Below are 22,112 nucleotides of genomic sequence, written 5' to 3' on the forward strand. Positions count from 1 at the left end.
CGCAGGCCGTCCCCGCCGGAAGCTTCGCACCCCCGCGCAAACACAGACGGAAGCCGCCATGCCCGCCGCAGACAAGTTCGACCCGCTCCAGGTCACCCGGGTCCTGTTTGAAGGATTCTCGTCACCCGCCATCGTGCTGTTCTACCTGGTGGGCTTCGCCGCCATCGGCGTCTTCTGCTATGGCACCTATGTGCAGATCCGCAAGTACCGTCGCGGCCAGCCGCTGGGCGCGCCGCTGGAGATCGGCAAGCGCTTCATGCAGATGTGCCGCACCGTGGCCAGCCACCGCACCATCGCCCGGCGCGATCCCGCCGCCGGGCGCGCGCACCGGCTGATCTTCTACGGCTTCGCGCTGCTGTTCATCGGCACCGCCACGATCACGCTGGAGTACGACATCACCGGCAAGCTGTTCGGCCTGCGCTTCTGGCATGGCAAGTTCTACCTGTGGTTCTCGCTGGTGCTCGATTGCGCCGGCGTTGCCATGATCGCAGGGCTGGTCTACATGATGATCCGGCGCGGCTGGATCAAGCCGCCCAAGCTGGATTACACCCGCCCGGACCGCAAGCCGGGAGAGCCGGGTTATGACCGCAGCGGCTACCGCCGCGAGGACTGGGCTTTTCTGTGGGCGCTGATCATCATCGGTGCGACCGGCTACGTGCTGGAGGCCGCACGGCTGGTGTGGCTGCAGGAAAGGCCGGAGGTGTGGGAACTGCGCTGGTGGTCGCCGTTCGGCGCAGCGCTGGCCGAGGCGATGCGCGCCGTGGGCGTCAGCGCCGGGGCCGCAGGCGTCTTGCGCAGCGGCCTGTGGTGGTTCCACGGCCTGCTGGCGCTGACGCTGATCGCGCTGATCCCGTTCACCAAGGTCAAGCACATCTTCACCGCCGCAGGCTCGCTGATGCTGCGCGATCCGCTGGCTGCGCAACGCCTGCCGCGCCAGGCGGCTACCGGTGACAAGGTCGGCTACAGTACGATCACCGATTTCACGTGGAAGCATCTGCTGAACCTGGATGCCTGCACCAAGTGCGGCCGCTGCCACGAGGCTTGCCCGGCGCAGGCGTCCGGCGCGCCGCTGTCCCCGCGCGATGTGATCCTGTCGCTGCGCGAGTTCGCCAACGACGCGCTGCAGAAGCAGGCCCTCCCGGATGAGGTCAAGCTGAGCCCGCATGGCAAGGACGGCGGCCAGGTGTTCATGGAGACCTTGTGGTCCTGCCGCACCTGCATGGCCTGCGTCGAGATCTGCCCGGTGGCGATCGAGCACGTGCCCATCATCGTGCAGATGCGCCGCAAGCTGGTGGAAGACGGCGACATGGAACCGCAACTGCAGAAGACGCTGCAGACCATCCACAAGACCGGCAACTCCTTCGGGGAATCCAAGCGCAAGCGCGCGGCCTGGACCAAGGCGCTGCCGTTCGAGATCAAGGATGCGCGCAAGGAACCGGTGGACTTGCTCTGGTTCGTCGGCGACTACGCCTCGTTCGACCCCCGCAACCAGAAGGTCAGCCAAGCGTTCGCCACCTTGCTGCATGAGGCAGGCGTGAGCTTCGGCCTGCTGTTCGAGGGCGAATCCAACGCCGGCAACGACGTGCGCCGCGTTGGCGAGGAAGGGCTTTACGAACTGCTGGCCGAAACCAATATCGCGACGCTGGGCACGGCGAAGTTCAAGCGCATCGTCACGACCGACCCGCATTCCTACAACACCATCCGCAACGAGTACCCGGATTTTGGCGGCACCTACGAGATCGAGCATTACACAAGCTACGTGCAGCGCATGCTGGAACAGGGCCAGATCAAGGTGCGCCAGCCGCAGCGCCAGCGCGTGACCCTGCACGATCCGTGTCACCTCGGGCGCTTCAACAAGGGCTATGGCGCGCCGCGCGACATCCTGAAGCAGATCGGCTGCGAGCTGGTGGAGATGCCGCGCCATGGCGACAACTCGTTTTGCTGCGGCGCCGGTGGCGGCCGCATCTGGATGCCCGACCCGGTCGGCGCGGAGAAGCCATCCCAGAACCGCATGCGCGAGGCCGCCGGCATCGAAGGGCTGGAGGTTTTCGTGGTGTGCTGCCCGAAGGATCTGACCATGTTCGAGGACGCATTGAAGACCAGCGGCTACGAAGGCAAGTTCGTGGTGCGCGAGCTGATCGAGCTGATTCGCGATGCGCTGGCCGAGCCCTATGGCACGCCCCAGGCCAGCCACGCCGCGATCGGCCTGGTGCAAGCGTAGGGCAGGCGGCGATGAACTTCTCCGGCCGGCACTGGATCGAGCTGCTGCGGCGTGCGCAGGAGGACGCGGAGCCGCTCACGGCCGCCGCGCTCTATGCGCACGCCTCGCCAGCGCACCAGGCGTGGTTGACGCCGCGTCTGTTCGATGCCCGCCACGACCGCTTGCTGCTTGCGTCGGCCGGATTCGTCCCGCCGCTCGTGCTGGCGCGGCTAGCTGTGATCTGCCGCGACGATGCCATGGTTGGCTTGCGTCTCGCCCGCAATCCCGCGACCCCCGCGGACGCGCTGGTTACGCTCTGGCGCCACGGCGGAGGCGAACGCCTGCGCTTGCTGCTGGCCAGGCATCCGCACATGCCGCGTGGCGTGCTGGCGCAGATCGCCGAAGGCACCACGCAGGTCAAGATACTGCGGGCGCTGTGCGAGAACACGGGCACCGCCGCCGATGTGCTGGCGGCGCTGGAGCGGCGCCACCTTCCGATGCTGCATCGCTTGCTCGCGATTAATCTCGCCACTGCCGCGGATACGTTGCAGTCCTTGTGGACGGCGGCGGACGAGCCGGCCGTACGCGCGCAAATTCTGCTGCATCCGCATTGCCCGGCGTGTTTGCTTGAAGCCATGCCCGAGTCTGTGCTCGAGCGGCGCTGCATCGCACAGCAGGCGCGTGCGCCGGTGGCGCTRCTGCGGCAACTGGCRGCCGATGCCGACCCSACSGTGMGGCGSRYKGCCGCCGCCCATGCCGYCRTGCCSSCGCAAGCGCTGCTGACGCTCTGCTTCGATCCCGAGGCCGGGGTGCGCCGCGCGGTGGCGGGGCGGGCGGATTTGCCGGCAAGAATGGCCGGCTGGCTGCTGGAGGACTCGGATTCCTGGGTGCGCCGCACCGTGGCGCGCAATGCGGCCTGCCCACCGGCGCTGGTGACGGTTGCCGCCGGGGATGCCCACGTCGAGGTGCGGCGCGCCGCGGCGCGGCATCCCGCTTGTCCCGCGGACGTACTTGAACGGCTTGGCGCGGACCCGGAGGACTGGGTGCAAGCGGGCGTGGCCTACCGCGATGATCTCGCGCCGGCATTGCTGCGCCGGCTCGCGCGCAGCGCCAGCGTGGACGTGCTGGCGGGCGTGGCGCGCAATGCCGCCACCTCGCCAGCGCAGATTGCCAGGCTGGCAGCGCACGAGAGTCCGGACGTGCGCCGGGCGGTGATCCTGAACCGCGCTGCGCCGCGTGAAGTGCTGCTGGCCTTGCGCCAGGACGGCTACGCGTTGCACCGCGCCATGGTGCTCGATCACGCCAACCTCACGGACGCGGACCGCTGGCGCATGCGCGACGATCCCGATGCGCAGGTCCGCTTCCGCATATTCAGTCATTTCGCTCGGCAGGCCGGCGTGTGCGCAGCCGCGCAGACCGAGGCTGCGCCGAGAGCTGGACGACCAACACCGCTGAAGACGATGGAGACGATATGAAGATACTGGTGACGATCAAGCAGGTGGCCTCGCTGGATGAGGACTTCGAAATGCGCGGCGACAGCCGCGACATCGACCCCGACTTCCTGGTGCATGACCTGAACGAGTGGGACAACTTCACGCTGGAAGAAGCCATGCGGCTCAAGGAGGGGCCCGGCGGGGACAACATCGAAGTGGTCGTGGCCACGGTCGGGCCCGACAGCGCCGATGAGGAGTTGCGCAAGTGCCTGGCCAAGGGCGCCGACCGTGCGATCCGCGTCTGGGACGACGCCCTGGAGGAGTCCGACCCGATCGCGGTGGCGCGCGTGCTGGCGGCGCTGGCCCGCCGCGAGTCAGCCGATCTTGTCTTTGCCGGCGTGCAGGCTTCCGATCACGCCTTCGGTGCCACAGGCATGGCCATGGCCGGCCTGCTGGACGCGCCGCACGCCGCGGTAGTGGCCGCGCTGGAGTACGCCCCGGGCGAGCACACGGCCACGGTGCGACGCGAGCTGGAAGGCGGCACCTATGCCACGGTGAAGATCAACACCCCGGCCGTGCTCACCCTGCAACTGGGCATCAACACCCCGCGCTACGCATCGCTGCGCGGCATCAAGCAGGCCGCCGCACGGCCGATCGAGGTAGTCGGGCCGGACGACATCGGGCTGGCGGCCGGCGATACCGGCGCGGCAGGTTCGCTGTCGCGGGTGCGCCGCATGTACGTGCCGGAGAAAGGGCGCGCCCAGATGATCGAGGGCACACCCGCGGAACAGGCATCGCAACTGGCGAAGATCATCAAGGAATTCAAGGGAGAAGCATGATGGCGGGCATTCTGGTGGTAGTCGAGCATCGCAAGGGAGAACTGCGTCCGGTCAGCCGCGAGCTGGTCCGCCTGGCAACCGCGTTGAAAACGGCTAGCGGCGAGCCGGTACAGGTGGCGGTGATCGCCGCCGACCCGGCGCGCTATGCGGAGCCGCTGAGGCTGGCGGGGGTGGACGAGATCGTGACGGTGCAGAGCGCCGACGATGCCTTCGATCCGGAGGTGTATGAGGCATCCGTGCGCGCGCTGATCGCCGCGCGGCAGCCATCGCTGGTGCTGCTGCCGCATAGCGTCGATACGCTGGGCTACGCCGCGCCGCTGGCGGTGCGCGACGGGCATGGCTTCACCACCGACGTGTTCGCGGTCGAGCGGGACGGGGAGGGCTGGGTGGCCACCCGCTCGGGCTACGGGCAGAAGGTGAACGTGGAGATGGAATTCCCGGGGCGCGCCACGGTGGTGTTGACGGTACGGCCCGGCTCGTTCAAGCCGGTGGAGGCCGCTGGCACGCCTGCTGTTTCGAGCCTGCCCGCGCCACCGGTGGCGCCGCGCAGCCAGCATCTCGGCTTCGAGGAGCCGGCCGGCGGCGACGACGTGGATATCCCGGGCGCCGACTTCATCCTTTCCATCGGCCGTGGCGTGGGCGAGGAAGACAATGTCGAGCAGTTCAAGGCGCTCTCCGACTCGGTGGGCGCCACGCTCGGCTGTTCCCGCCCGATCGCGGATTCGGGCTGGTTGCCGAAATCGCGGCAGGTCGGCCAGTCCGGCAAGACCGCGGCCAACTGCAAGCTGTACGTGGCGATGGGCATTTCGGGCTCGGTCCAGCACATGGCCGGCATGAAACATGTGGATACCATCGTGGCGGTCAATACCGATCCGGAAGCATCCATCTTCACCATCGCCAAGTACGGCATCGTTGGCGACATCTTCGATATCGGCAAGGAACTGCAAAACCACTTCTGATCACGCTCCGGCACCGCCCTCGCGCGATTGCCGCATTTTCCTTGTTGAAGGTGACGCATGAAATTGTCGCAATCCTGGGCCAGGGCGGTCGCCTCCGGCTTTCTTCTGTTCGGAGGGGCCGGCGCGGCGCCTTGCGTGTTCGCGCAGGAAGAGCCGAAGCCACCTGCCAGCCCCCATATCGTGAGCGCGAATGTGGCGCTCATGAGCAACTATGTCTTTCGCGGCATCACGTATACGCAGAATCGCCCGGCCCTTCAGGGCGGCTTCGACTATGCGCACGAAAGCGGCTTCTATGCCGGCATCTGGGGCACCAATGTCAGCCACAAGGCGATCAACGATGCCAGCCTGGAACTGGACCTGTACGGCGGCTATGCCAAGTCATTCGGCGACTGGCGCTTCGATGTCGGCCTGCTGCAGTTCTACTATCCGGAAAATCCCAGGCTGCCGGGTTCGGACGAGAAGTACAACACGCTGGAACTCTACGGGGCCGTCGGCTGGAAAATCCTGACCCTGAAATACTCGCGCACGCTGACCAACTTCTTCGGCTACGACAGCGCATCGATGGGCACCGGCAAAGGCAATTCGCACGGCAGCGGCTATCTGGAACTGAATGCGGATGTGCCACTGCCGTGGGACGTGACGCTGGGGCTGCACGTAGGCCGTCAATGGGTGCGCAACTACGGGGAGTTCAACTATACGGACTGGCGCGCCGCCGTCAGCAAGACCATTGGCGAGGGCTGGATCGTTTCTTTCGCCTATACGGGCACCAATGCCGACCGAACGCTGTGGGTAGCGGACGGCAAGCGGCTAGGCACGGCGCACTGGATCCTGGGCCTGAAGAAGACCTTCTGATGCCATGCCCGGCACGGGCGCCGATGGCCGCCTAACCCTCCAGCCCGATGGGCTCCGCGACCCCGACCCAATGCTGGAAGCGGTCCGGGCTGCTGGCGGCATCGGATTGACCCCCCGCCGCTACCGGGATGCCGTGCCGGGCGGCGATCCGCAGCAGGCGCTCCAGGTTGCTGGTATCGGGGGCGCCATGATCGAGCCGGATCCGCCAGAAATCCACAAGGAGTGCCCAGTCGGGCAAAGGTGGGCCGTCGTGCGCGGCTGCCGGGGTGAGGTCGACACCCAGGCGGATGCCATCCTGGCGCAAACCGGCAAGCGCGGCATCGAGCCCGGCAAGCCCGGGTTCCGCGAGTTGCGGCAACAGCAGGTCGATGCGAGCGTGGGCGGCTGTCCTGGCGAGGGCCTGCAGCGCGCCCTGGATGCCGCGCAGCACCATGGCGTCGAGCGGTACCGTGTCGAGGCACAGGCACAACCGCTGCTGCGGCTTGAGCAGGGGATAGGCCTGGTCGAAGATGGCGAGCAGGTAGCGCGCGACCAGCTTGTCCAGCGTGCCGGCCTGGGCCGCGTACAGGAACAGATGCGCGGCGGGGATGGTGCCAGCGCGCGTGCTGTGCCAGCATGCCGAGCCTTCCGCCCAGGCCAGGCCGTCGCCGAGCGGCGTGACCTGGGCCAGGCTCACCTGCAAGCCTTGCGAGTCGAAGGCGCGCGCGAATTCGACGAGCGAGCGCCGCCAGGCCTGCGCCGTGCAGCGGGCCGTTTCGCCGGCGAAGGCGTAGCGCACGGTGCCGTTCGCACTTTGCCATTGCGCGGAATACACCGCGCGCAGGGCATCGCGCAGCATGGCGCGGGCCTCGGGCCGGTTGGAGATCCGGATTGCGATGCCGAGCCTGGCGTTGATGGAGACGGATACGCCGTCGATCTCGAACGGCGTATCCAGCATGGCCGCAATCGTATCGACCAGCGTCAGCGCGCAGATCACGCTGCGCAGCCGGCGCTCGTCCTGCGTGCGTCCCGCAAAACGGGCGGGGTCCAGTGTCGGGCTTCCCACGCCGGCGGGGGCCTGCAGCGCGAGTATCGCGAACTCGTCGCCACCGCTGCGTCCCGCAGAAATCCCAGGGCCGCAGCAGGCGGCGAGCCGCTCACCCAGGCGGGTCAGCAACTGGTCTCCGAAGGCGCGGCCGTGCCGCTCGTTGATCCGCTTCAGGTTGTCGACATCCAGGCACAGCAACATGAAGGGCGCGCTGTATTGCAGCGCGAGGTCGATGCGGTCGAGCAGCAGGGCGCGGCTCTTGAGTCCGGTCAGCCGGTCGCGCAGCGGCTCGCGCTCGGCGCGCTCCTCGTCGCGTTTCTGGCCGCTGATATCGGAGATGAAGCCCTCGATGGCCAACAGCGTGCCGTTGCCCGCAAAGATGCCGCGGCTGCGCTCGCTTACCCATTTCTCCTGTCCCGCGTGGGTCCGGATGCGATAGCGCAGGTGGAATGCCTTGTGCTGCGCGAGCTGGCTTTGCACGTAGTCCCACACGTAGGCGCGATCGTCGGGGTGGATCAACGCGTCGTAGGACGGGTGGTTGAGCAGGTCCACGGCCTCCAGCCCGGTCAGCTCGAAGCAGCCATCGCTGACGAATTCCATGGTCCAGCGCCGGTCGTTGCGACAGCGAAACGCCATGCCGGGCAGGTGATCCAGCAGCGTCGACAGGCTGCGATCGCGCGCGCGCAGCACGTCTTCCGCGCGCTTGCGGGACTGGATGTCGGTCATCATGCCGGTGGTGCCGATCACCTCGCCGTGGCCGTCGAAGCGGGGCCGCAGCCGTACCTCCATCCAGCGCGGATGTCCGTCATGGCAGATCAGCCGCGTTTCGTAGCGGCATGCGTCGCTGTGCCGGGAAAGGACTGTGAGAAACTGTTCGCGATTGAGCGCCTGCTCATCGGGATGGATATAGCGAAACAGGGGCGTGTGCAGGCAGAGGTGCACATCCAGCATGGTGACGGACTTCCACGCATGATTCAGGAAATGGAATGTGGCATCGGCATCGGTCTCGAACACGATGTCCTCGATACCGTCGACCAGGGCACGATAGTCGCGATGCAGCGCAATGGGCCCGATGTTCGGGCGATGCGTGGTTACGTCGGCGTGCCTGACAGGCACGCGGCGGTTGGTGGCGGCCGCCACCGAGACCAGCACGAGCGCGCCGCCGAGGCAGCCCACGGCCAGCGGCGTACTGCTGGGCAGCCAGCCCATGGTGGCGCCAACGGCGTAGCCGCACGCGGCGGCCGCGCCGCCCAGGTACAGCCACACGGTCAGCATGATGCTTCCCCGCACGCTAATCCCTCTCGTCTCCCCTATTATTTTCCCGCCTTCGCTTGCTATGCTTGCCTGCGAACGTTCAGGGCTGAATGCACGTTGCGACCCAAGGTGATCCAATGAACAGCAATCCCGTGCCTGCCAGACGCGCCTCGCCATCATACTTGCTTTTTTTGGCTCAGCAACAGCATCGCGCGCGTCCATGGGCGGTGGTAATGATGGTGGCTGCACTGGCTGCGCTGGCACTGATGGTGCAGCCCATATTGACCGCGGCGTGGTCCAGCGAAGCAGTGCGGTTCATGAGCAAGGCCGCCGAGTTGCGGCAGCGCGGCAGCGGCTTTGCGGGCAGCAACGAAGCCAATGGCGAGGCACGGCAATGGCTGGCGGAAGCGCGCGCGTTGCTGGTCGATCCGCCGTTCGGATCCGCCCTTTCCGAGGCGGACCAGCCGGGCGCGTTCACTACGGCGGCGGGCGCCTTGCCGCTGCTTGAACAGGCCGCCGTGGATGTGGCTGAGTCGCTGCAGCGGCACCTGCGGGTCGACATCGCGGTCCGCATTGCCTTGCTGATCGTTGCCGGCGGCGGCTTGCTGGTTGGCCTGCGCCTGCGCCGCCATGCGGGCGAGGCCTGGGCTGGCGTGGCAGCGGGTAACGCTGCCGCTGCCACGCCGCAGGACCGCTGGCTGACCTTGCTCGACCACGTCATGACGGCGCTCTGCGGTGAATCGCTCGGCCCGCAGGCCTTGCGCAATGTCTGCGGCGCGGTGGCAGATAGCCTGGCGGCGCAGGCGTGTGGCATCTGCCTCGACGACGAGACCAGCGAGGCGCTGCAACTGCCGGCGGTGGTGCATGTGGGCGCGCTCGGCTGGGCGCAGGTCGAGCGCGCGCGCACGCTGGTGGTGGCCGGCCCGCATATGCTGTTCGAGATGGCGGACCATGGCGCGCCGGCCCGGCCCGGCGAGGCCGGTGCCGGGATGGCGGTGCCCATCAGCGATGGCAAGGTGCGTTACGGCCACCTGTTCGTGGTGTTTCAGACGGCGCGCGAATGCCAGTCGCAAGGCAGCCAGATCGGGGAAGCCGTAGGCGCGCACCTGGCACTGGCCATCGGTAGCTTCCGGCGCATGCAGGAGGGGCGGCGGGTGGCGCTGATCGAGGAGCGCGCGACGATGGCGCGCGAGCTGCATGACTCGCTGGCGCAATCGCTGTCATACATGAAGATCCAGGTCAGCCGGCTGCAAACTCTGTCGGAACGCGGTGACGCGCGCGAGGAGCTGGTGTCGACGGCGGAAGAACTGCGCGACGGGCTGAACGGCGCCTACCGCAAGCTGCGCGAGCTGATCACGACATTCCGCACGCAGATCAATGCGCAGGGGCTCGCCGCCGCGCTGGAAGAGGCCCTGGAGGAATACGGTGCCCGCAGCAGCGTGGCCATGACGCTGGACAACCGGCTCAAGCACTGCCGACTAACGGCCAACGAAGAATTCCACATCGTGCAAATCGTGCGCGAAGCCTTGTCCAATGTCGTGCGCCACGCGGGCGCGTCACAGGCCACGGTCAGGTTGCTGCCCGCGGACAACGGTGCGATGGCGATCACCATCGAGGACGACGGACTCGGCTTCGAGCCGGCTGCGGACGCGCGCAACCAGCACGGCACCGCCATCATGCGTGAACGGGCGCTAAGCCTTGACGGCGCTTTGGCCATCACCCCGCGGCCGGGCGGCGGATGCTGCGTTGCGGTGCGCTTCCGTCCGGTGGGGCAGCCCGACTGGTAAGCGCCGCGCGCAATCGGGGAAACCCTGACGGCGCCGCTATGCGGACGGGCGGGTTCCACAAATCGGTGGATGCCGTGTACCATCTCCGGACCCCCTGCAAACAGCCGCCGACACAGGCGGCAATGCGGTCCACACCGGGACGAAGGACAAACCGCCGCGGCCGCGCAGAAAAATAGAACGGAGACAACTGGCCATGGAAGCGAGCAATACGGTTCTGGTCATCGACGATCATGCGCTGTTTCGCAAAGGCCTGGCGCAACTCATCGGCATGGACAAGGGCTTTCGCGTCGTCGGAGAAGCCGCGTCCGGCGCCGAGGGTGTCGACATGGCCGTGCGCATGCAACCCAATGTGATATTGATCGACCTCAACATGCCCGGCATGAGCGGCATCGAGACGATCGGCGCATTGCGGGAGAAACAGGTGGATGCGCGCTTCATCATGCTGACAGTGTCGGACAACGATCGCGATGTCGTGTCGGCGCTGCGTGCCGGGGCGCATGGCTACCTGCTCAAGGACATGGAGCCGGAGGATCTGTGCGATTGCCTGCGGCGCGCGGCCAACGGCGCGTCCGTGTTGAGCGACTCGATTACCGGCAATTTGATGCAGGTGGTGGCAACAAACCAACGTGTTCCTGCCGCGCAGGCGGACCTGACCGGCCGGGAATCCGAAGTGCTGGACTTCCTGGCTGAGGGTTTGTGCAACAAGACGATTGCCCGGCAACTCGGGATCAGCGTGGGAACTGTCAAGGTGCACGTCAAGCACGTGCTCTCCAAGCTCAACCTGCACTCACGGCTGGAAGCCGTGGTGTGGCGGCACGAGCACCAGAAGTCGCGGCACTGATCCCGGGATCCCGATCGGCACCTGCGCTGTTGCGCTGACCGAGGCGGCAGCGCCTCGCATGCGAGCGGCCGGTTTTCCACTATCGGAGGTGGATTGCTGCGCGGCCATGCCTCTTTGTAGGTATCTCTCCTTTGGATTATTGTCTGTCACGCCTTCGCCCTCCAATAATCCTGTCCATGTCTTCCTGAGCCATTCCCGCACGAAGACATAAAAACATCAGGCAGGAAACAGGCGCGCATCCCGACGCGCTTACCACAGGAGGATTCATGACGACCGTCGGCCAAGCGAAGGTGGCATTCCGTGCCCGCAGCATCCGTTGGGGCTTTATCTGGGCGCTCTGGTGCGCGGTCTTGTGGGGCGCGTGGTATGTGCCGGGCGCGGCGGTCTGGAAGGAGGCGCCGTTCGCCACCATGGATCTGGCGAATCCGCGCCAATTCCTGACGGCGGCCGCGGTCATCACCACGTTCAACGCCTTCTCGGTCTTGCTGTTTCTGTTCCTGTGGCTGATCGTGCTGGGCAAGTTCCAGGACTTCGGCCGCACACTGGTGCGAGTGCGGCGCATTTCCAAGTGGTACTTCGCCGCGGCGATCTTCGGCGGGCCGATGGCGATCTTCGGCTCCTTCCTCGCCATGGGCTATGTGGGCGCCGTGTTCGCCGCGATCGCCGGGTTGCTGTACCCGATCATCGGCGCCAGCATTGCGCGCATCTGGTACAACGAGAAGATCACGATGCGTGCCACGCTGGGGATCCTGGTGATCGTCGGCGGCGGTATCGCGATCTACGCGCCCGGGATCCTGGACGAGCTCTCCGGCGCCTCGAACCGGCATACCTCATGGCTGGGCTACCTCGGCGGCGCCATGGCCGCGATCGGCTGGGGTGTGGAGGGCGCGCTGGCGGGACGCGCGCTCGATGTCACGGATCCGGATTGCGGCATTACGGTGCGCTTCACCGCGGAATCCATCTACTGGCTGTGCGTGGTCTTGCCGGCGCTGGCGCTGTTCGGCGATGTCGACGTCATCCACCTGATCATCCAGACCTGGAATCTCAAGGCCATCACGTGGCTGCTGCTGGCCGGCATCACCTTCGGCTTTTGCTATGTGTCCTGGTACAAGTCCTTCCCGCTCATCGGCGTGGGCCGCGGGCAGGCCATTGCCGCGCTCTATGGCGCGTTTGCGGTGGTGTTCCTGGCGGCGTTCACGTTGCAGTTTCCGGCATGGAACTTCCTGTTGGGACTCACGCTGGTAGTTTCTGGCGCCTTCCTGATGTACACGGAGAAGAGCGACGTCCTCGAAGTGGTCCGCTCGCTGTAGGTGCGGCGGCGATTTCTCGAACCGGAGATGACAAGTGGCGAAAGTGCATATCAAGGGTTTCATACTGCAGCAGATTGCCGGTACCGACGGGATGTGGGATAGCGATATCGCGGCATCGGTCTGCGAGGAATACGGCAAGCAGGGGCCGTACTGGATCGGCTCCGTGCGCGTCATTCTGACGGATCTGTATTCTGGCGGCCTGGTGACCAGCGTCGAGGAAAAGTTCGATGCCTATGCCGACAAGATGCGATTTCGCTTCCGGGTGAGCGACTTCGGCCGCCAGCGCATGCGGGATACCGGATTGCTGTGAGGCGCCGCGCCGCGGACCCTCACCTACATCAGTTGTAGCACCAACTTCAACAAGGAGACTGCCATGTCGGATTTCTGGGGCTATCCGGGCGCGGACGTGCTCGCGATCGTGATTATCACGGCGCTCAGCCTGACCGCGCTGTATCACGCCAGGACTTTTGTCACCAAGATCTAGACGGTCTGGATACGCTCGAGCCTGACGACATATCGCCAGGCTTCGATGATGCTGTCCGCGGCGCGATCGATGTCGTCCTCTCCGGTAGGCCAGGAGATGACCGACAGGCGCATGATTTCGCGCCCCTTCCAGCAAGCGCCGCCAACATAGCAATCGGCCGAGGACTGTACGCGTGCCACCACGTCCCGGGTCAAACGGTTGGCAACGGCATCGTCCTCACCCATACCGAAGCTGACGATGACCTGGTTGAGCGATACCTGGTTCAGCACGGTAATGCCGGCTTGCTCTTCCAGCCGCACAGCCATGCGGCGCGCCAGCCTGCAGTGGCGCGACACCATCTCGGCGATGCCCGCGCGGCCGAGGTGGCGCAGCATGGCCCAGGTGGCGAAGCCGCGCGCACGGCGGGAAAGCTCCGGCACGTAGTGCGACGGATCGCGCTCGTCCGCGGCCGCGTGGGGCAGGTAGCTGGCGGTAGCCGTCAGCGCGCGCCGGTGGGCTTCGGGATGGGCGACGATGGCATAGCCGCTGTCATACGGGGCCTGCAGCCATTTGTGCCCGTCGGTCGCCCATGAGTCGGCGGCTTCGTAGCCGGCGGCGAGCGGCGCTGTCTCGGGGCACGCCCTGGCCCACAGGCCGAAGGCGCCATCCACATGCAGCCACGCGCAGCGTGCACGGATATCCGGCAGCATCTCCTGCACCGGATCGAACGCACCGGTATTGATCTGGCCAGCCTGCACGATCACGATGGCGGGGCCTTCGCAGGCGGCCAGCGCGGAGCGAAAGGGCGCCAGCAGCATGGCGCCGTCGTGCCCGCTCGGCACGCGCGTGACGCGATCCCGCCCGAACCCCAGCAGGCGCAGCGCGGCAAAGACAGATGTGTGGGCCTCGTCGCTGACCAGCACGTGGATCTCGGGTGCGCCGAACAGGCCCTGGGCCTCCACATCCCAGCCGGCCTTTTGCAGGACATGCGTGCGAGCGGCAGCGAGGCAGGCAAAGTTGGCCATGGTCGCGCCAGTGACAAAGCCCACGGAGGCACCGTCTGGCAGGCGGAGGATGTCGAGCAGCCATCTTGCCGAGATGTCCTCCGCGGCTGCGGCGGAGGGCGCGCCGTGGTGGTTGCCGCAGTTCTGGCCCCAGGCACTGGTGAGCCAGTCGGCGGCGACGCCGACCGGATGCGACGCACCTACGACCCAGCCAAAAAAACCCGCACCGGTGGTCGGGAGCAAGCCGGGTTCCGCCAGCGCGCGCAAGGCATCAATCGTGTCCGCCGCGGACATGCCGCTCTCGGGCGTGGGGCCGTCCCATGCCTGGCGGCATGCCGCGTACGATCCGGCAGGCGGCTGCACGTTCTCCGCGACCGATTCCCGGTATCGCGTGGCCGCCGCGGCAGCGCGGCCTAGTACACCGAGATCCCCTGTTTGCCTGCGCGACATACCAGTACTCTCCTGCAGCGTCATGCCGATCTCTTTCGAGAAAAGATGCTACACGAAATCGTCCTGCATTTGAGGCGCTGGGCGCGGCAATGGGTGCCGGCGGTGGGGACATGCCGCCGCTCTAGTAGGAAAGCAGTTGGCCGCCGCTGCCGGGCACCTGCGCCGCTGCGCCCAGCCTGTTCGTCCCTAGGGCGCGGATCAGCACGTCACGATTGGTCAGGATGTGCTCGCGCATCAGTGCCTCGGCGCGGCCGACCTCGCGCAGCGCCAGCGCGTCCACGATGYGGTAGTGCTCCGCGAGCGCCTGCCGACTGTGGTCGCGCTGGTACAGCAGCATCAGGGCGTCATGGTCGTGGGGATGCGATTTACTGTCGAAGATGATGGGCAACTGCCGCGCGCGGCGCACGGCGTCGGTCAGCCAGCTGTTGTCCGCCAGCTCCAGCAGCGCGTAGTGAAAGTCGAGATTCATGTTCTGCCACTGCAGGGCCTGCTGGTCGTTCCACTCTTCCTCGTGCAGCACCCGCCGCTGAGCCGCCAGGAGGCCGCCCAGGCGCTCCTGCTCGGCATGCAGCAAGCCACGCTCGCCGATCAGCCGGCAGCCCAAGCCCTCGAGCGTGGCCCGCACGGTGAAGGCGTCCTTGATGTCCTTGGGCTGGAAGCGGCGGACCAGGAAGCCGCGATTGGGCTGGTAGACCAGCAGGCCCTCGTCGGCGAGCCGGGCGAGCGCATCGCGCACCGGCGTGCGGGAGACGCCCAACTCCTGGGCCAGTGTGACCTCCATCAAGTGGGACCCGGGCGGAATCTCGCCGTCGAAGATGCGGTTGCGCAGGGTATCCGCGACTGATAGCGCGCGGGTCCGGGAAGTTTCGGGAGAAGACATCTTTATGGATTAAGGATTCAGTCGGTGTGGATGTGTCGGCTGCGGATGAGATTACCCCACATTGTCCGCTCGCCGGCAAGGAACCGGCTGGTCTGCTCGGGCGTCGAGGGGAATTTCTCTGCTCCGCTGGCCTCGATCGCCTGGGCGAGCTGCCCGTCATCGAGCGCCTGCGCGAGGGCGCCTTGCAGCTTGCCGACAATCTCCTTCGGCGTTTCGGCCCGCGTAAACAGGCAGGTCCAGCTATAGATCTCCACCGGGATGCCCGACTCCTTCAGCGTGGGCACGTCCGGCAGCGACGCGATCCGCGCGCGCGACGTCACCGCGAGCGGCCGCAGCGTGCCGCTGCGGATATGGGGCAGCACGGTGGCCGGATTGGAGAACATCATCTGCACCTGGCCGCCGATGGTGTCCGCGATGGCCGGCGCATTGCCGCGATAGGGGATGTGCGTGAGCACGACGCCGGCCGCCTGCGCGAACAGTTCGCCAGACAGGTGGGAAGTGTTGCCGTTGCCCGCGCTGCCGAAATTGATCTGCCCCGGCTGCGCCCGTGCCATGCGCAGCAGGTCCGCCAATGTCTTCGCCTTCGATGCCGCATTGACGACGAGCACGTTCGGGCCGCGGCTGACGCAGCCGACCGGCGTGAAGTCGCGCGCCGGATCGTAGGGCGGGCGCGCCATCATCAAGGGCGCGTTGATCTGCTCGGCGGGCGTCCCCAGTAGCAGGGAATAGCCGTCCGCCGGCGCGCGCAAGACCTGCGCGGCACCCAGCGTGCCGCTGGCGCCGCTCTTGTTCTCCACCACCACGGATTGGCCCAACTGCCGGGACAGGTTCTTCGACAGCAGGCGGGCGATCGTGTCGGTGGTCCCGCCAGCAGGGAATGGCACGACCAGCGAGAGCGGTCGCGCGGGCCATGCAACGCTCGTTTCGGCGTGCGCCCAGGAGGCTGGGCAGATGGTGCCGACGAGCGCGAGCAGCAGGACGGGGCGAGTCCGGCGGAGGAATTTCAGGGTAGGCATGTGCAGGTCTCCTTTTTTCTACATGTATGCATATTAGCGTAATTAATGCTCTAAGCTTACTTTGTTTGTTGAAAAAATAAAAACATGCATACATACTATTAGAACTACGACCAACCAGACTCATCATGCGAAAGACTGCATTGCTCCAGAAACTGATCCACGCACCGGAACTCCTTGTCATGCCGGGTGCCTTCGACCCCCTGTCCGCCCGCATCGCGCAGGAGGCGGGTTTTCCCGCGGTGCAGTGCTCCGGCTTCGGCATTTCCGTGAGCCGGCTGGGGCTGCCGGATTACAGCTTCCTCTCGCTGTCCGATATGGTCGCGGCCACGCAGCAGATAGTTGACGCTATCGACCTGCCGGTCATGGCCGACGGCGATACCGGCTTCGGCAATGCCGTCAACGCTTGGTATGCGGTCAAGGCCTTTGAGCGCATTGGCTGCGCGGGCGTCAATATCGAGGACCAGGTCATGCCCAAGCGCTGCGGCCACCTGGAGGGCAAGTCCATCGTGCCGCTGGACGAAGCGGTGCAGAAGATCCGCGCTTGCGCCGAGGCGCGCACGGATCCGGATTTCGTGATCAACGCGCGTACCGACGCGCTCGCCGTAGGCGGCATCGAAGAAGTGATCCGTCGCGGCAATGCCTACCTGGAGGCCGGGGCGACCATGATCTTCGTGGACGGCATGACGTCCACGGAGCTGGCGCGGCAGGCCGTGCAGGGAATTCGCGGGCCAGTGGCAATCAATGTGGTCGAAGGCGGCAAGTCACCCGAGGCCTTCACCTTCGAGGAGATGCAGCGCATCGGCATCGCGCGCGTGAGCCTGCCCGCCACGCTGATGCTGGCGGCCATCCAGGGCATGCGCGACGCGCTGGCGGCGCTGCGCGCCAACGGCTACGCCGGTGGTCCAGGTGCGCGGTTGGCGGACTTTCGCGAGCAGCTCGAGCTGGTCGGCTTCAAGGAGGTGTTCGCGCTGGAGCAGCGCTATTTGGCCGGGCTGCAGCATCCCGGCACCGCACGGTGAGGTGGGCATTATGTATGCATCACCGCGCAACATCATCGAGAAGATCTGGGACCAGCACGTTGTGGCCCAGCTGGAGGGCGAGCAGGCGCTGCTACATGTCGACCGGGTCTTCCTGCACGACCGCGCTGGGCCGCGCGTGCTGGCCGGGCTGGAGGAGGGGGGGCATCGCGTGGCGCATCCGAGCCTTGTGTTCGGCACCATGGACCACATCGTCGACACTCAGCCGGGGCGGGGCGACGACACGCTGGTTCGGGGCGGGCGCAGCTTCATTGAGGCCTTTCGCGCCGCCACGCAGCGCTCGGGCATCCGTCTGTTCGACCTGGGCACTCCACGCCAGGGCATCGCGCACGTGATCTCTCCGGAACTGGGCATCGCCTTGCCGGGCACCACCCTGGTCTGCTGCGACAGCCATACCTGCACGGTTGGGGGCATTGGCGCGCTGGCATGGGGCATCGGCACTACCGAAGGCGAGCACGCTGTCGCCACGCAGTGTCTGGTGCGAAGCAAGCCACGGACGATGCGGGTGTCGTTCCACGGCAGCCTCGGGCCGGCGGTGTCGGCCAAGGACATGGTGCTGGCCTTGATCGGCAGGTTCGGCGTCAGCGGTGGCGACGGGCATGCCATCGAATTTTCGGGCGAGGCAGTGCGGACGCTGGACGTTGAGGGGCGGCTGACCCTATGTAATATGGCCGTCGAGTTCGGCGCCTGGACTGGCCTGGTGGCGCCAGACGCGCGTACCGTCGAATGGCTGGCGGGGCGGCCCTTTGCCCCTTCAGGTGCCGCCTGGGATGCAGCGGTTTCGGATTGGCTCGCGTTGCGCTCGGACGACGACGCGCACTGGGACAAGGAGCTGGAGCTGGACTGCGCGGAGCTCGTTCCCCAGGTGAGCTGGGGAACCCATCCCGGCCAGGTCGTGGGCATCACCGGCGCGGTGCCGCCTCCCGCCGATGCGGATGCCGAGCGCGCGCTCCGCTATATGGAGCTGCACCCGGGGCAGCCGATACTGGGGACTCCCATCGACGCGGCTTTCATCGGCTCCTGCACCAATAGCCGCCTGCCCGACCTGCGCACCGCCGCGCAGCTGGTGCGAGGACGACGCGTGCGCCCTGGCGTAAAGGCCATCGTGGTGCCCGGATCGACCAGTGTGAAGCATGCCGCAGAAAGTGAGGGCCTGGATCGCGTGTTCACGCAAGCCGGCTTCGAGTGGCGCGAAAGCGGCTGCTCGTTGTGCTTTTTCGCCGGCGGCGATAACTTCGACCAGCCGGGCAAGCCCGGGCGCCGCGTGATCACCAGCACCAACCGCAACTTCGAGGGCAGGCAGGGCCCGGGCGTGCGCTCTCACCTGGCCAGCCCGGCAACGGTGGCCGCCTCAGCCATTGCCGGCTGCATCGCCGATCCACGTGCGCTGCTGCGCTAGGGAGCATCACATGGAACAGTTCATCCAACTGAAGGGAATCGCCGCTCCGCTGATGCGAGCCAACATCGATACCGACCTTCTCATTCCCTCGCGCGAGATCAACTCACCCGGGCGAGATGGCTATGGTGAGAAGCTGCTCGCGCCTTGGCGCTATGAAGCGAGCGGGAGCGGGAACGGACAGCGTGTCGAGCGCCCCGACTTTGTGCTCAATCGCGAACCCTACCGCCGGGCGACGATCCTGCTGGCCGGCGAGAACTTCGGCAGCGGATCCTCGCGCGAAGCCGCCGTCTGGGCGGTGCGGCAGTTTGGCTTTCGCTGCGTCATCGCGGCGTCGTTCGGCGCGATCTTCCAGAGCAACTGCTACCGCAATGGCGTGTTGCCGGTCGTGCTGCCCGCGAATGAGATTGCCGTGCTGGCTGCCGAAGCCGAGCGGGAGGTGCTGGAGCTGACCGTCGATCTTGAGTCCTGCTCGGTGCGGCACCCGCAGGGCCGCTGCTTGCCGTTCATCGTGCCCCCGAGCGAACGCACCCTGCTGCTCGACGGGCTCGATGCCATTGGCCTGACTTTGAAGCGCCGGGCCGAGATCGAAGCGTACCAGGCGGCGCTACGTGAGGCGCGTCCCTGGGTTTTGGCCGTAGAAGAGCCGCTTTGACATCTCAGGTGGCTCCGTCAGCAAGAGGCGGAGTTCCACGCCGTCGCTGGCAGGCTGGCCAGTGCGCAGAACGTGGATACCGCTGCTTTGGGCGAGCCTGAGCATCGCCCTGTTGGTTGCCAGCGTGGTCCCGACCAGCTCCCGCGTGCCGCGTGCGCGGCAGTAGGCCACCATCTTGCCCAGCAGCAGGCTGCCGATGCCCTGGCGCTTGCAATCGGAGCGCACCGCCACGGCGAACTCAGCGCGCAGGTTGTCGGGATCGGCTACGGCCCGCACTTCGCCCAGGATGGCCGGCTGCCCGCCGGTTGCCGCTCCGACGGCGACGAATGCCATCTCGCGGGCGTAGTCGATCTGGGTCATGCGCGCGAGCTGGCTGTGCAGCGGTTGGCGGATCATGCAGAAGAAGCGCATGCGGATGTCATCCGGGGTCATGGCGGCAAAGAAGGCCTGGTAGGCGGCTTCGTCTTCGGGATGCACCGGGCGCAATTGCAACGGTGCGCCGTGCCACGTCACGGTCTCCTCCAGTTCCTTGGGATAGGGGCGGATGGCAAGGCGGGCGGCGCCTGGCTGTGTAGCCGTCGCCACGCCGATGCGCGTGTCCAGGGCCAGCACGCCCGCGCCGTCGGCCAGCAGCGGATTGATATCGAGTTCGGTGATTTCCGGCAGGTCGCATAGCAGTTGCGACAGCTGGATCAGGACCTGGTACAGGGCGTCATGGCGGATCGGCGGCTGGTCCCGATAGCCCGCAAGCAGCTTCGCGACGCGCGTGCGGCCGACAAGATCCCTTGCCAGGTTGACATTCAGCGGCGGCAGGGCGATGGCGCGGTCGGCGATGCACTCGGCGGCGGTACCGCCGTGTCCAAACAGCACCACAGGGCCGAACACCGGATCGGTGGTAGCGCCCAGGATCAATTCGAAAGCACCCGGCCGGCGGATCATGCGCTGTACCGTGAAGCCATCCAGGCGCGCCCCGGGCCGTTCGCTGCGAATGCGGGCTTCCATGCCCTCCAGGGCCCGCCGTACCTGGCCGGCAGACTGCAGGTCCAGCGCCACGCCACCGACATCGGACTTGTGCGTAATGTCCCGCGACAGAATCTTGGCGACAACCGGAAAGCCGATGCCTTCGGCGGCGGCGACGGCGGTATCGATATCGGCAGCGGTCCGGGTTTCCACCACAGGGATGCCGTAGGCTGTCAGAACCGTGCGGGCTTCGGGCTCAGTCAGCATCGAACGGCCGGTGGCGAGCGCGTCGCGGATGCACTGTCGCGCCCGTTCGCTGTCGGGCTCGGGACCAGCCGGAACCGATGGCGGCGTCTCCATCAGCAGTTCCTGGTTGTGGCGGTAGGCTGCGGCCTGCAGGAAGCCGCGCACGGCCTGTTCCGGCGTGTCGTAGGTGGGAAGGCCCGCGTGCCGGCAGATCTGGCGGGCGCGGGTCACCGAGTCGCCGCCGAGCCAGCTTGTGAAGACGGGGCGCGATACCGTCGACGGTGTGGCCGGCGCAGTTGGCGTGATGGCGCTGGTGAGGGCAATGGCGATGTCGCTGCTTGGCACGATCGCCGTGGGAGCGTGGATCATCAGGATCGCATCGCTGCCGGGGTCCGCCGCAAGTCGCTTCAAGGTGTCGACGTAACGCTCGACGGGAGCGTCCCCAACGATGTCGACGGGATTCCCGCGCGACCAGGTGGGTGGCAAGGCCGCGTCCAACAGCTTCAGCGTGGCGTCTCCCAGGGTGGCCAGATGGCCGCCGCCAAGAATCAAGGCATCGGTGGCCATCACGCCAGCGCCGCCGCCGTTGGTCATGATCGCCAGTCGATCGCCGGCGAGCGCTCGCGCGCGAGCGAGCGTTTCCACTGCGTCGAACATGGCTTCGGTGCTGTCCACGCGCAACATGCCGGCCCGGCGGATCGCCGCGTCGTAGATATCGTCGGCGCCGGCCAGGGCGCCGGTATGCGAGGTTGCCGCTTTCGCGCCTTCTGGCACCCGGCCGGCCTTGATGATCAGCACTGGCTTGTTGCGGGCAGCCGCGCGCGCGGCGGACATGAACTTGCGCCCGGACCTGACCGCTTCCACATAGAGCAGGATTGCCTGGGTGCCCGGGTCGCTGCCGAGATAGTCGAGCACGTCCGCCACGTCGACGTCGGCGCTGTCGCCTAGCGAGACGAAGTGAGAAAAGCCGATCTGGCGCGATCTTGCCCAGTCCAGCACCGCCGTGGTCAGCGCGCCGGACTGCGAGACGAAGGCCAGCTTGCCGGGCAGGGGCGGCGCGTGCGCAAAGCCGCTGGCACAGAGGTTGGCAAACACGGTGGCCCCTACGCTGTGCGGTCGTGCGGACGCGCCGATCACCGCGACCGAGCGCGGATGAAACAGATGTTCCAGGTTACGAATACTCATCGTGCTCGGGGTCGTCGGGGTGGGAGGGGGGCGCCAGATCCGTATCCGGCTGCAAGGCGGGCTGCGCGTCAGGCCGGATGCGCTATCGTGTGAACGCCAATATGCCAGCATTGTTCAGCGTGGGTGCATCGGTCTTGATGCAGGACAAGGATGCTGCCGATCGGGCAGCAGAGGTATCAATGGGCTGGGATTCCCAAAGCCTCTACTACCTGGCGCTGCGGGCCAGCCCCCGGCCCCCCACGATCTCTCGCTGCCGGGCAGCACCGCGCTTGATCTGGGACAAGATGCGGCGGGCGCGCTGTGCCACCATGAAGTGGA

17 protein-coding genes are annotated in these 22,112 nt (G+C 66.7%); 12 read left to right on the forward strand and 5 right to left on the reverse strand.

Going from position 1 to position 22,112, the window contains the following annotated elements; translation table 11 throughout:
* Nucleotides 1-58 precede the first annotated feature (58 nt).
* Genes AC1DQR_RS06820 through AC1DQR_RS06840 form a run of 5 tightly spaced genes read left to right on the forward strand, consistent with a single transcriptional unit; the run spans nt 59 to nt 6,283 of the window.
* Entirely contained in the window at nt 59-2,221 is a 2,163-nt protein-coding gene (locus AC1DQR_RS06820) for a heterodisulfide reductase-related iron-sulfur binding cluster (RefSeq protein WP_416048571.1), read from the forward strand.
* A gap of 11 nt (nt 2,222-2,232) precedes the next feature.
* Complete coding sequence (locus tag AC1DQR_RS06825; RefSeq protein WP_477132763.1) at nt 2,233-3,675, forward strand: hypothetical protein; 1,443 nt, start codon at nt 2,233-2,235, stop codon at nt 3,673-3,675.
* Nucleotides 3,672-4,472, forward strand: coding sequence for an electron transfer flavoprotein subunit beta/FixA family protein (locus tag AC1DQR_RS06830; RefSeq protein ID WP_416048573.1), 801 nt, complete (start codon nt 3,672-3,674; stop codon nt 4,470-4,472). Before AC1DQR_RS06825 ends, AC1DQR_RS06830 begins: the two co-directional genes overlap by 4 nt.
* Nucleotides 4,469-5,431 (forward strand): electron transfer flavoprotein subunit alpha/FixB family protein, encoded by a 963-nt coding sequence (locus AC1DQR_RS06835; protein ID WP_416048574.1) that lies wholly within the window; start codon nt 4,469-4,471, stop codon nt 5,429-5,431. The genes AC1DQR_RS06830 and AC1DQR_RS06835 overlap by 4 nt, the downstream gene beginning before the upstream one ends.
* A gap of 57 nt (nt 5,432-5,488) precedes the next feature.
* A complete protein-coding gene (locus AC1DQR_RS06840) occupies nt 5,489-6,283 on the forward strand; it encodes a TorF family putative porin (RefSeq protein WP_416048575.1) in 795 nt (264 codons plus the stop codon).
* 31 nt (nt 6,284-6,314) lie between these two features.
* On the opposite strand, the gene AC1DQR_RS06845 is transcribed toward AC1DQR_RS06840, so the two are convergent.
* Nucleotides 6,315-8,585, reverse strand: coding sequence for a sensor domain-containing protein (locus AC1DQR_RS06845; protein ID WP_477132764.1), 2,271 nt, complete (start codon nt 8,583-8,585; stop codon nt 6,315-6,317).
* Between the two features lie 212 nt (nt 8,586-8,797).
* On the opposite strand from AC1DQR_RS06845, the gene AC1DQR_RS06850 reads away from it, so the two are divergent.
* From AC1DQR_RS06850 to AC1DQR_RS06865, 4 genes are all read left to right on the forward strand, one after another.
* Complete coding sequence (locus AC1DQR_RS06850; RefSeq protein WP_416048577.1) at nt 8,798-10,351, forward strand: histidine kinase; 1,554 nt, start codon at nt 8,798-8,800, stop codon at nt 10,349-10,351.
* A gap of 193 nt (nt 10,352-10,544) precedes the next feature.
* Nucleotides 10,545-11,192: a two-component system response regulator NarL gene (gene narL / locus AC1DQR_RS06855; RefSeq protein ID WP_253932448.1), complete on the forward strand. Its 648-nt coding sequence runs from the start codon at nt 10,545-10,547 to the stop codon at nt 11,190-11,192.
* Between the two features lie 266 nt (nt 11,193-11,458).
* The gene (locus AC1DQR_RS06860) at nt 11,459-12,502 is read left to right on the forward strand and encodes an EamA family transporter (protein WP_416048578.1); all 1,044 of its coding nucleotides are present in this window, start codon (nt 11,459-11,461) and stop codon (nt 12,500-12,502) included.
* A gap of 34 nt (nt 12,503-12,536) precedes the next feature.
* Nucleotides 12,537-12,812, forward strand: coding sequence for a hypothetical protein (locus AC1DQR_RS06865; RefSeq protein WP_253932450.1), 276 nt, complete (start codon nt 12,537-12,539; stop codon nt 12,810-12,812).
* A gap of 170 nt (nt 12,813-12,982) precedes the next feature.
* Here the strand turns inward: AC1DQR_RS06865 and AC1DQR_RS06870 are convergent, their stop codons facing one another.
* The 3 genes from AC1DQR_RS06870 to AC1DQR_RS06880 all read right to left on the reverse strand — a co-directional run bounded on the left by AC1DQR_RS06870 (nt 12,983) and on the right by AC1DQR_RS06880 (nt 16,315).
* Entirely contained in the window at nt 12,983-14,419 is a 1,437-nt protein-coding gene (locus AC1DQR_RS06870) for a pyridoxal phosphate-dependent decarboxylase family protein (protein WP_416048580.1), read from the reverse strand.
* A gap of 121 nt (nt 14,420-14,540) precedes the next feature.
* Entirely contained in the window at nt 14,541-15,299 is a 759-nt protein-coding gene (locus AC1DQR_RS06875; RefSeq protein ID WP_477132765.1) for a GntR family transcriptional regulator, read from the reverse strand.
* Between the two features lie 17 nt (nt 15,300-15,316).
* Entirely contained in the window at nt 15,317-16,315 is a 999-nt protein-coding gene (locus AC1DQR_RS06880; RefSeq protein WP_416048582.1) for a Bug family tripartite tricarboxylate transporter substrate binding protein, read from the reverse strand.
* A gap of 125 nt (nt 16,316-16,440) precedes the next feature.
* Here AC1DQR_RS06880 and AC1DQR_RS06885 point away from each other — a divergent pair, with 125 nt between their 5' ends.
* From AC1DQR_RS06885 to leuD, 3 genes are read left to right on the forward strand one after another with little or no spacing between them, the layout of a single operon-like run.
* Nucleotides 16,441-17,334 carry an isocitrate lyase/PEP mutase family protein gene (locus AC1DQR_RS06885; protein ID WP_477132766.1) on the forward strand — a complete coding sequence of 298 codons (894 nt, stop codon included), beginning with the start codon at nt 16,441-16,443 and terminating at the stop codon, nt 17,332-17,334.
* Between the two features lie 10 nt (nt 17,335-17,344).
* Nucleotides 17,345-18,751: a 3-isopropylmalate dehydratase large subunit gene (locus AC1DQR_RS06890; RefSeq protein WP_477132767.1), complete on the forward strand. Its 1,407-nt coding sequence runs from the start codon at nt 17,345-17,347 to the stop codon at nt 18,749-18,751.
* A 10-nt stretch (nt 18,752-18,761) separates the two neighbouring features.
* Entirely contained in the window at nt 18,762-19,403 is a 642-nt protein-coding gene (gene leuD / locus AC1DQR_RS06895) for a 3-isopropylmalate dehydratase small subunit (protein WP_416048584.1), read from the forward strand.
* On the opposite strand, the gene AC1DQR_RS06900 is transcribed toward leuD, so the two are convergent.
* Entirely contained in the window at nt 19,356-21,794 is a 2,439-nt protein-coding gene (locus AC1DQR_RS06900; protein ID WP_477132768.1) for a bifunctional acetate--CoA ligase family protein/GNAT family N-acetyltransferase, read from the reverse strand. The genes leuD and AC1DQR_RS06900 overlap by 48 nt on opposite strands.
* Nucleotides 21,795-22,112 lie beyond the last annotated feature (318 nt).

The sequence above is a fragment of the Cupriavidus sp. 05L411 genome, from assembly GCF_056398045.1.